8 protein-coding genes are annotated in these 10,712 nt (G+C 60.7%); 7 read left to right on the forward strand and 1 reads right to left on the reverse strand.

The features are described 5' to 3' along the window. Positions 1 to 114: 114 nt before the first annotated feature. From APH41_RS23050 to APH41_RS23075, 6 genes are all read left to right on the forward strand, one after another. Complete coding sequence (locus tag APH41_RS23050; protein ID WP_014717774.1) at positions 115 to 522, forward strand: biopolymer transporter ExbD; 408 nt, start codon at positions 115 to 117, stop codon at positions 520 to 522. Positions 523 to 524: 2 nt separating this feature from the next. After that, a complete protein-coding gene (locus APH41_RS23055) occupies positions 525 to 1,253 on the forward strand; it encodes an energy transducer TonB (RefSeq protein WP_054921700.1) in 729 nt (242 codons plus the stop codon). Positions 1,254 to 1,277: 24 nt separating this feature from the next. Next, complete coding sequence (locus tag APH41_RS23060; RefSeq protein WP_034127226.1) at positions 1,278 to 3,563, forward strand: TonB-dependent receptor; 2,286 nt, start codon at positions 1,278 to 1,280, stop codon at positions 3,561 to 3,563. 25 nt (positions 3,564 to 3,588) lie between these two features. Continuing rightward, the gene (locus APH41_RS23065; protein WP_054897855.1) at positions 3,589 to 4,236 is read left to right on the forward strand and encodes a MotA/TolQ/ExbB proton channel family protein; all 648 of its coding nucleotides are present in this window, start codon (positions 3,589 to 3,591) and stop codon (positions 4,234 to 4,236) included. 56 nt (positions 4,237 to 4,292) lie between these two features. Beyond that, positions 4,293 to 5,510 carry a phospholipase D-like domain-containing protein gene (locus APH41_RS23070; RefSeq protein WP_054897854.1) on the forward strand — a complete coding sequence of 406 codons (1,218 nt, stop codon included), beginning with the start codon at positions 4,293 to 4,295 and terminating at the stop codon, positions 5,508 to 5,510. A gap of 95 nt (positions 5,511 to 5,605) precedes the next feature. Next, entirely contained in the window at positions 5,606 to 7,345 is a 1,740-nt protein-coding gene (locus APH41_RS23075; protein WP_054921702.1) for a dipeptidase, read from the forward strand. 182 nt (positions 7,346 to 7,527) lie between these two features. On the opposite strand, the gene APH41_RS23080 is transcribed toward APH41_RS23075, so the two are convergent. Further along, on the reverse strand, positions 7,528 to 9,189 hold the full coding sequence (locus APH41_RS23080; RefSeq protein ID WP_054921703.1) for a M24 family metallopeptidase: 1,662 nt from the start codon (positions 9,187 to 9,189) through the stop codon (positions 7,528 to 7,530). A gap of 77 nt (positions 9,190 to 9,266) precedes the next feature. Between APH41_RS23080 and APH41_RS23085 the strand changes: the two genes are divergently transcribed. Then, the coding region (locus APH41_RS23085; protein WP_054921705.1) for a PLP-dependent aminotransferase family protein at positions 9,267 to 10,712 on the forward strand (1,446 nt) is incomplete at its 3' end.

Here is a 10,712-nt window from a genome sequence, read left to right on the forward strand (position 1 = left end):
GGTAAGTTTTCTGAAAGACGCGTCCTAGAGCCTCTAAACGGTCAATTAAAGTTAACCAATCGGTCATTTTTGGCTGTTAGCGTTTTGCCCCTAATTCAATGACGGGGTAACGGAATGAGAACCTGGGACGAACCCAAGAAACGCAAGGCGCACATCGAGCTGATCCCGATGATCGACGTGATGATGTTCCTGCTGGTGTTTTTCGTACTGGTGAGCCTGAACGTGATTCCCGCGCTCGGCATGAAGACCCAATTGCCCAGCGCCAGCAGTTCGCAGCAGCTCAAGCCGCAAAACAAATTCATCCTCACCCTGGGCCTGGAAGGCCAGTTGCAACTGGACGGCAAGGACCTGACGGTGGAGGCCCTGGTGCCGGCGCTGAAGGCGGCCGAAAAGCCCGATACCAAGTCGACGATCATCGTCAACAGCGACAAAGGCGTGGAGGTTTCGCGCCTGGTGGAAGTGATGGACACCCTGCGCCTGGGTGGCTTCACCTCCGTGTCCATCGCCACGCGTAAGTCCTGATCATGTACGTTCTGTTTCGTGCGCGTCAGCTGCTGGGCAGTGTTCCGGCCCTGATCGCCCTGGTGCTGATTGCACTGGGTATCCAGTCCCAGACGTTGAAGGTCGAGCCGGTGTATGACGAGTCGGCGGTCGAATTGGCCTTGGTTGAGCCGGAACCGGAAGTCATACCGGAACCGGTGGTGGAGCAAGAACCGCCACCGCCGGTGATCGAAGAGGAAGAGGCCGAGCCGGCGCCCCCGCCGCCACCGCCCAAGCCGCTGCCAAAACCCGAACCCAAGCCAAAGCCAAAACCTGTGCCCAAGCCTGCGCCCGTCGTCGCCAAGCCCGTGCCGACGCCGCCACCGGTGGCCGCCAAGCCAGCCCCGGCCGCCGTCACCCAAGCGGCACCGACGCCTGCCCCACCGGCGCCACCGAAGGTCGATGGCCAGGCCCTGGAAAGCGGTTACCTCAAAGGCTTGCGCAACGAACTGGACACCTACAAGCAGTACCCCACCGGGCGCCAGGCGTCCCTCGAACGCCCGAGCGGCGAGGTGGTGGTGTGGCTGTTGGTAGACCGTCAGGGCCGCGTCCTCGACTCAGGTTTACAAACCCAGGCCTCGAGCATGTTGCTCAACCGGGCAGCCACCAACAGCTTGCGTCGCATCAAGCAAGTCAAACCGTTCCCCGAGCAAGCCTTCGGGGGGCGCAATGAGCAGCGCTTCACCGCCACCTTCAACTACAGCGTGCAATAAGCACCCGACACCAGGACGACAGTGATGAAGTTCACCCGTATTCATCTGGCACTTGTGGCCGCGACCAGCATGAGCCAGGGACTGGTCATGGCAGAGACCAGCGACAGTGATGTCGGCACCATTGGGGTACAAGGCAAGGCGACCGCCGGGGGCGGTTACATGGTGCCGGAGGAAAGCATCAAGGGCCGCTCCACAGTGACCAAGGAAGCACTGGATAAACAGGCGGCCACCGGCAATGCCATCGACAAACTCAAGTACACCCCAGGCTTGAACATCTCCAGTGAAGACAACACCGGCCTGTCGGGCTTTCGCTTCACCATGCGCGGCATGAACTCCGACCAGGTGGGCATGTCGGTGGACGGCATGCCGATCAACGACTCCGGCAACTACGCGCTGTATTCCAACCTGCTGGGCGACCCGGAAAACATTGACCAGATCTTCGTCACCCAGGGCGCTTCGGAATCCGACGGCCCGCACATTGGTTCCAGCGGCGGCAACATTGGCATCGTGACCATTCGCCCGACCAAGGAAACCGGCGCCTTCGTCAAACAGGTCGTCGGCAGCAATGCCACGCGCAAGACCTTTGCCCGCCTCAATACCGGCGAAATCAACGGCCTGAGCAACTGGCTGTCGGTGTCCCATACCGAAGGTGAGATGTGGCGCGGTTCGGGCGCGGTACGCGCGGACAAGGTGGAGTGGAACAGCTTTTTCGACGCTGGCAATGGCAACACCGCCAACCTGATCCTCAAGTACCACGAGCAGGACAACAACAGTTACAGCCAGTTGACCAAGGCGCAGTTCCAGCAATATGGCCGCAAGTACGACCCTTATCCGGCAACACCCAGCGTGGGCAGCAACGGCAAGTACAACAGCTATTACGCCCTGGCGCAGAACCCGTTCCAGACGTTCACCGCCGTGCTCAACACCCAGTTCAAACTGGCCGATAACCTCGCACTGTCGGTGATCCCGTATTACTACTGGGGCAATGGCAGCGGCGTCGGTTCATCCAGCTATGCCCTCAACCGTGGCTCCAACCAGGGCGGTGTGTTCGACCTCGGCAACCTGCCCACGGCCGCCCAATACAACGCCGACGGCACACCCAACAGCGGCGTGTACTACCGCCCTTCACGCACGCAAACCTGGCGTCCGGGCATCACCACCAAGCTGACCTGGGACCTTGGCGACCACAGCCTGCAATTCGGTTACTGGTACGAGCGCGCACGCCAGAGCCAGACCCAGCCGTTCATTCCGCTCAAGAGCAACGGCAAGCCAGTGGATACCTGGCCAGATTCCAACAGCGCCATCGTCGATGCCAACGGCAACACCGTGCAGGGTCGCGACCGTTTCACCGTGACGCCAGCGCAAAAGGTCTGGGCCCAGGACACCTGGTACATCAACCCGGACTGGACCCTCATCGCAGGCCTGGCCTACATGAACGTCGAGCGTGAAGGCACCAACCACGGCAGCCTCAACGAACGCCCGGAAAAACGTAACCAGACCTACAACAAACTGCTGCCCAACGCCGGCCTGAAATACCAGCTGGACGAGCGTGACCAGTTGTTCTACAGCCTGTCGCGCAACATGCGGGTACCGCAGAACTACGTGCTCTACGACAAAGGCGCCGGCTCGATCGACGCCGAACCGGAAACCAGCTGGAACCATGAACTGGGCTGGCGCTACAGCGGCGACGACATGAACCTGGCCGCCACCCTGTTCTACATGGACTTCAAGAACCGCCAGGTTTCGTCCCGGGACATCAACGGTGACTTTGCCGACATCAACGCCGGCTCCGTGGTCAACAAAGGCCTGGAGCTGGAGTGGAGCGGCCAGTTGCCCCACCACTTCAATTACTACACCTCCTACACCTACACCAAGGCCGAGCAGCAGGATGACCTGACCGTCTACAACGCCGGCAAACCCATCGTGCTGCCCACCAGTGGCAAGCAGTTCGCCAACGTGCCCAAGAACATGCTGGCGGCCAACATCGGGTATGACGATGGGCGCTTCTACGGCACCTTCGGTGGCAAGTACACCAGCAAGCTCTACGGCGACCTGACCAACGACGAGGCGATTTCCGGTCGCACCGTGTTCAACCTCGGCGCCGGTATTTACCTGCCGGTGGACAAGAAAGTGGTCAAGGACGCGACCCTGCGCCTGAACGTCGACAACCTGTTCGACAAGAAATACCTGGACGGCGTGTACACCACCAAGACCAACGCGGCCAGCTACAGCGGTTTCCGCGATGGCGACCCCGCGTACATCGTCGGCCTGGACCGTACCGTCACGGTTTCGCTGGAAGCGAATTTCTAAGACTCACCCCAAGAGGAACACCATCATGGATATGAACCTGCTCCACGACGTCACTTTCTATGTGATGTATGCGGCGATGGCCATTGCGATCTTCATCGCCATCGAACGCGGTATCTACTTCGCCTACGTACGCCGCCAGGCACGCGCATTGATCGACGCCCTGGGCGCCAATGTGCACGGCGAGCGTGACCTGCCGGACAACCTGACCCGTCGCGACAGCCTGCCGCTGAACATGATCTTGCCGGTGCTGGCCCAGAAGGCGACCCACGGTTCGCGCAAGGACCTGGACGACGAAATCGATACCCAATACCTGAAGACCCGCGCCCCACTGGCCCGCAGCCTGTGGATCATCGAGACCATCACCACCGCCGCCCCACTGCTGGGCCTGCTGGGCACCATTCTCGGCATCATCGACACCTTCAAGGCGCTGGCCACCGCGGGCGTATCGGACCCAGGGCAGATTTCCGGTGGTATCGGGACGGCCTTGTTTGCCACGGGATTAGGTATCGCCATCGCGCTTTTTTGCGTGGTGTTCCACAACTTCTTCCAGGACAGCCTGGAGCGCATCAACGACCAGTTGAAGATCCTGTTGATCCGCGCCGCCACCGGCGCCCGCGCACAGGATGAAGTGACTCATCGCGTGCCCACCCCGCTGCACAGCCGCACAGCCTGACCTGCAGGGCGGGCGCCTTGGGCGCTCGCCTTTACCTTTGGTGCGATGAGACGCTTATGTCCCTTTCGATAAAGTTGCGTATTGCCGGCCTGACCGGCTTGCTCCTCAGTCCGCTGGCCCAGGCGGACTTTTCCATTCCAGGTTTTGAATTGGTGCATACCGTGCCTGTGGACACCGCCCTGGGCACCGACGATTTGCGCCAGCCCGGCCCGGTATGGATCGAGCTGTTCGACGGCGCCAAAAGCCACATTGATATCGGCCAGTTCTACGCCGCGGACCACCCTGGCTCGGTGATGAACAGCGTGCTTGAACACCTGGAAGCCGCCGGCAAACGCGGCGTGAAGATTCGTTTCCTGCTCGAAGAAAAAGGCATCAAGCTGTCGGATGCCGCCACCCTGGAACGCTTGCGCGCCATTCCCAACCTGACCTTGCGCGTGCTGCCCTACGGGCAACTGAGCGGCGGCATCATCCACGCCAAGTACCTGCTGGTGGATGGCAAGCAGGCGTTTGTCGGCAGTCAGAATTTCGACTGGCGCGCCTTGGAACATATCCACGAAACCGGGCTGCGGATCACTGACGAAACGGTGGTGGGCCAGGTGCAGGCGATCTTCGAGCAAGACTGGCAAGCCCAGGCAGCGCTGGAGGGTAAACAACCGGTGCCGCTACCCGCCAGCGGCCCGGCACCCGCACGTACCGGCAACTACCTGGTGGCCAGCCCGCAACGCTACAACCCGCCCGGCGTGGGCGACTCACAGCTGGAACTGCCGCGCCTGCTGGGCGAAGCCCAAAAAGAGGTGCGCGTGCAATTGCTCGACTACGCGCCGCTGTCCTACGGACCGGATCGAACCCGGCCGTACTACGCGGTGATCGACAACGCCGTGCGCGCCGCCGCAGCCCGTGGCGTGTCGATCAAACTGATGGTGTCCAACTGGAATACCGACCCGCTGGAACTGCCCTATCTCAAGAGCCTGGTGGTGCTGCCCAATATTGAGATCAAGATCGTCACCCTGCCCGAAGCCAAGCAAGGCTTTATCCCTTATGCGCGGGTGATACACAGCAAAACCATGGAGATCGACGGGCAAGTGGCGTGGGTCGGCACCAGCAATTGGTTGGGCGGCTACCTGGATAATTCGCGCAATCTGGAGGTGGTGATGCGCAGTGAGGCGATGGCCAGGCGTGTAGGCCAGTTGCATGAACAACTGTGGGATGGGCCTTACGCTAGAGCCTTGAGCGTGACGCAAGAGTATCCCGCGCCCCACCCTGGCCAGCATTGACCTTGGGCACCTGAGTAATGGTAGTGTGTGGAAATGTTTCTGTCTCTTCCGTCAGAAATCTCCTACTCACTACCTGCAAAGGAATGCCTTCAACCATGCACTTTCCACTTAAGCAATTGGCGGTTGCCACCCTGTTCGCCACCAGCCTTTCGGCCGTCGCCACGCCCGCATTCGCCAACATCAGCGCGGACCAGAGCACGGCAATCCTGAAGCAGTTCAACGAGACCTCGGTTACCGATTTCCGCGGTTTCCTCGGCACTCTAGCCCAGGGCGAGCTGGGCAAAGCGGCCGACACCGGCCCGGCTATCAGCGCGTTTGTGGGCAACAAACCCCTGAGCGCCGAGCAACAGAACGAGATCAATCGCCTGCTGGGCATTTACACCCGCGTTAAATATGGCAAAGCCGCGCTCGAAACCTTGCGTGAACTGGTGGAAGTCCCGACGTTCAACGTAGACGGTCTGCCACAGTACAAAAACCCGGAATTCCTCAAGATTGCCGCAAAGATCGAGGCCCTGGCCAAGTCCTTCAACCTGAACTTCCGTAACGTCGACAACCGCGTGTACGAAATTTCCCTGGAAGGCAGCGGTGATGAAGTCGTGGGTGTGCACGCCCATGCCGATGTGGTGCCCGTTACCCCGGAAAACTGGGTGCTGCAAGACGGTACCAAACTCGACCCGTTCAAGGTCACGCTGATTGGCGACCGCATGTATGGCCGCGGTACCGAGGATGACAAGAACGGCATCGTGGTGGCGATGTACGCCATGAAAGTGATCAAGGAAGAAAAACTGCCACTGGCGCGCACGTTCAAACTGCTGGTAGACACCACTGAAGAAACCGCCGGTGATGCCATTCCTTACTACTTCGAACGCAACCCCGTGCCGCAATACAACCTGGCGCTGGATGGCGGTTACCCGGTGGTGATCGCCGAAAAAGGCTCGGGTACCGTGATGGCCACCTTCCCGGTGCGCAAGGGCGAAGGCAAAGGCGCAGAAATCATCGCGATGACCGGCGGCAAGGCGAACAACCAGATTCCATCGGCCTCGGTGGCCACGCTGGTCAGCGACACCCCCGCCGAACTGGCCGCCAGCCTGCAACAGGCCGGTGCCGACTATGCCAAGCGCAACGGTGGCGACTTCCAAGTGACGGCCAAGGTCGATGGCAAGGATGTCAAACTCACGGTTACCGGCGTATCCGCTCACTCTTCCGAGCCTGAAACCGGGGTCAACCCGGTGGCGCGCATGCTGGACCTGATCCACAGCCTCGACGGCAAGGTCGCCCTCCAGCACAACCACATCACCGATGCCGCGCGCTATGCCGCCGACAACTGGGGCCTGGATTACCTGGGCGGCAAATTGGGTGTGGGCTACGCGGATGATTTCATGGGGCCGTTGACCACCTCGCTGACGTTTGTGGGGCAGGATGACAAAGCCTTCAAACTGGCCGTGAACCTGCGCGCACCGAAAGGTAAAACCCCGGAGGCGCTCAAGGCGCAAATCGAGCAGAAGCTGAACGCCTGGGACAAGAACGCCAAGGTCAACGTGAGCTTCACTTACTCGCTGGACACGCCGATGTACCGCAACCCTGAAGGCGAATGGGTAAAAGCCTTGCTGGCAGTGGCCACTGAAAACCTGGGCATGGCGCACAAATTCGGCACCTCGGCCGGCGCAACCTCGGTGCACGACCTGCCCAACGGCGTGCAATTCGGCCTGGCCCGCCCGGAAGAGAAGTACACCGGGCACACCGACAGCGAATTCAAGACCGTCGACCAGTTCCTGCTGGACCTGCAGATCGTCACCGAAATGATGGGCCGCGTCGGGCAATTGCCGAAGCTCTGACCCATCTGGTACCCAAGCGAGGCTGCGAAGGCAGCGGCACAGGCACCCTCTTCAGCGCCTGAACCACCGCTTTCGCAGCCTCGCTGAAGCTCGACAGCTCCTACAGGGGATCGGCGGTGTGGGTGAGATCTCGCTTTGCAGGGCCATCGCGTCAAACACGACTCGGCAACAATGACAGCTCTTCAGCCTTGCAACATCAGCATGTCTTCAAAGAACCCCCCCACCGGCTCAGTGGGATGGCACAGCTGGATCTCCAATACCCAGGCCATTTCACTCGGTGGGATCTCCAGGTCAGCCAACTCCTTGCTTTCGAACAATGCATGGGGAAAGTCCGCAAGGCGGTGCCCCGCCAGATTGCGCGCCAGCCTCCAGCCCTTTGACGCAGCGCTGTGCTCGGCGAAGTCGTAGAGCTCACGCCCGGTCAGACCACGCAGCCACGCCTGGCGTGTTTCATCGAAGACTTCATGCAAGGCCGTCGTACAGGCCTGGTGCAACGGCGCGTCGCCGAACACAAACGTATCGCCATAGTCCCCTTCGTAGCCATCCCACACCGGGCCAAGATCGACCACGGCAATGTCATTAGCACGCAGCCTGCGCTGGCGATCTATGCCCTCGCGCGGTGGGCGCACAGTGTCGGCGCCAAAACGAATGTAGGTCGGATGCCAAGTGTGCGAAGCGCCCATGGCCTGCAGTTGCCGGGCGGCCATCTCAAGGGCCTCGCCGGTGGTCATGCCGACTTTCAACTGGCTGGCAATCGCCGCCAGGGCACGTATGGATTTTTCCCGCGCAGCCAGCATGCCGTCCAAGGAATAACGCGGGCCGACTTTCTCCCACACCGGGTCAAACGATAGGGAAACTGCTCCAGCACTTGACCGACCACTGGCGACAAACGCCTCCGCGATAAACCGGTGGCTGGGCAACCCCGCTTCAAGGCAGTGGATGCGTACCTGGCCGAGCATTGCACCGTTGCCGCACGCATAGACCTGGGCCTGTTCCCACTGATGCCCATGACTCATTGCAACCTCCTGAACCCTGCCCTCGGAGGACCGCACGGGATGCCAGCGAAAACGGGGATGCTCAAGCATCAGGTGGTCGAGGAAAGCGCTGTCATAAAAGTCCGCCGATTGCGCGCCGCCCCAATACAACGTCACGTCGACATCGCGCTTGAGCGCGGTCAGCAAGATAGGCTTGATGCCCGCGTAACCAGTACCCGTAGCGAATAGCACCACGGGCGCCGCCTCATCGTCCTGCCAGGTACAGGCACCAAACGGCCCTTCCATGTGCAGACGCTCACCCACGGCGAGACCACCCAGGATACCCTCGGAAAAATACCCGCCACTCACCCGGCGAATCTGGAAGACCAAGCGCCCATCGTCCTCATCGGGCAGGTTGGCAATCGAGAAGCAGCGCGTGTCACCGTCCGCCAGGTGGAACTTGAGGTATTGACCAGCCCGAACCGCCACTGGGGTTTCGGGCATCAATACCAACTCGATCACATCGGGGCCCAGCGCATGCTTGCTGTGAACCTGCGCCGACACTACCAGCGCGGGCGTATCCAGCGACCAGCCGGGAATATGCAGGCGCATGTCGCCACAGGCGTGGCTCTGGCATAACAACATCTCATTGGCTGCCAAAGGATAAGAAGGCTGCGACGCACCCGGCACCAGGCGTTTGGCCCGGTACGCACCTTCGGCGACCACCACCTTGCACGAACCGCAGGCGCCACGGCGGCAGGAGAACGGCACGGCCAGGCCACTGGCGAGCATGGCGTCGAGCAAGAGTTCATCGCCCGCTTCAAAGCTTTTCCCCGAGGGCGACAGTTCGATGACATGACGTTTATTCATAAAGACCTCGGGATAAGTAAGGCTTGATTGTTGCGCTAGACTAGGCCCATTAAAACCTCCAGATTTGGATACTTCAGATGGTCCAGATGCGTAAATGGCGTCCACTGCTCCGGCTTGAAGAAGGTGCAAGCCAGGCGACTTACCGCAAGATCGCCGAAGGCTTGGTCAATGCCATCCTCGAAGGCCGCCTGCCGCCCGGGACGTTACTGCCGGGCACGCGGGAAATGGCACACTTGCTCGACGTCAACCGCAAGACGGTGATCCTGGCCTACGAAGAAGCCATGACCAAGGGCTGGCTGACCAGCGAGCCGCGCCGTGGCACCTTCGTCAATGTAAAGCTGACACTCAAACACCTGCCCAGCGTTACGCAACCGTCATTCGCGCCGCCGTTACTGGAGCAACCGCTGGTACCCTATTTCACCCATAACGCCCAAGTGGTCGCTCTACAGCATCGGCGCGATGCGCTGTTTTTCGACAACGGCACCAGCGACCACCGCCTGCTGCCCCAGGCAGTTCTGCACCGTTATTATCGCCATGCACTGCGCAACAGCTTTGCCTCCAATACCGTGCGCTACGGCAGCGAAGGCACCGGCTATCACTTGCGCTGCGCCCTGGCCGAAATGCTGCGCAACAACCGTGGGCTGACGGTCACTGCCGAAAATATCTGCCTGACCCAGGGCACCCAGATGTCCCTGTTCCTGAGCGCCAGCCTGCTGCTCAAGCCCGGCGACGTGGTCCTGGTGGAACGTCTGAGCTACCCACCGGCATGGGAAATTTTCCGCAAGCTCGGGGCGAAGTTGGTCACGGTCGACATTGATGATGAAGGTTGCCGCACCGACCAGATCGAGCGCTTATGCCGTGAGCACAAGGTGCGCATGATTTACCTCACGCCTCATCACCAATTCCCCACCACCGTGAGCTTGCACGCTGCACGCCGGCAGCACTTGCTGACGTTGGCCGCGCTGCATGACTTCTGCATTATCGAAGAGGACTACGACCACGAATACCATTTCAGTGGCCGCCCTTACCTGCCGCTGGCCAGTGACCGCGCCCAACGCCATGTGCTCTACATCGGCTCGTTGTCCAAGGTGCTGGGCTCGACGTTCCGCTGCAGCTATATCGTGGCGCCCACCTCTGTGATTGAAGCCCTGCAACGCAATGCCGCGCTGATGCTGGGCGATACCGACGCGGTCGCTCAAGCCATGCTGGCAGACCTGATCAATGAGGGGGAGTTGAAGAAGCATTTGCGCCGCGTGTCGAAAGAATATCGGGCGCGCCGCACGGTATTGCAAGATTGCCTGGATCAGGCGTTTGGTGCTCGCATACAAGTGCGCGAGCCCGAGGGTGGTTTGGCGCTATGGGTACGTTTCGAGGAAGAAATAGACGTCGATAAGTTGGCAAGCGCTGGACTGGACCACGGCGTTGTGGTGCGCAGTGGTCGTCAGTTTTCCCCCAACGACCAACCGGTAAACGCGCTGCGCCTGGGCTTTGCCTCCCTCGACCGGGACGAAATCCAGCAAGCC

Origin of the sequence: Pseudomonas sp. NBRC 111138 (assembly GCF_001320835.1) — a bacterium.
Classification (GTDB): domain Bacteria; phylum Pseudomonadota; class Gammaproteobacteria; order Pseudomonadales; family Pseudomonadaceae; genus Aquipseudomonas; species Aquipseudomonas paracarnis.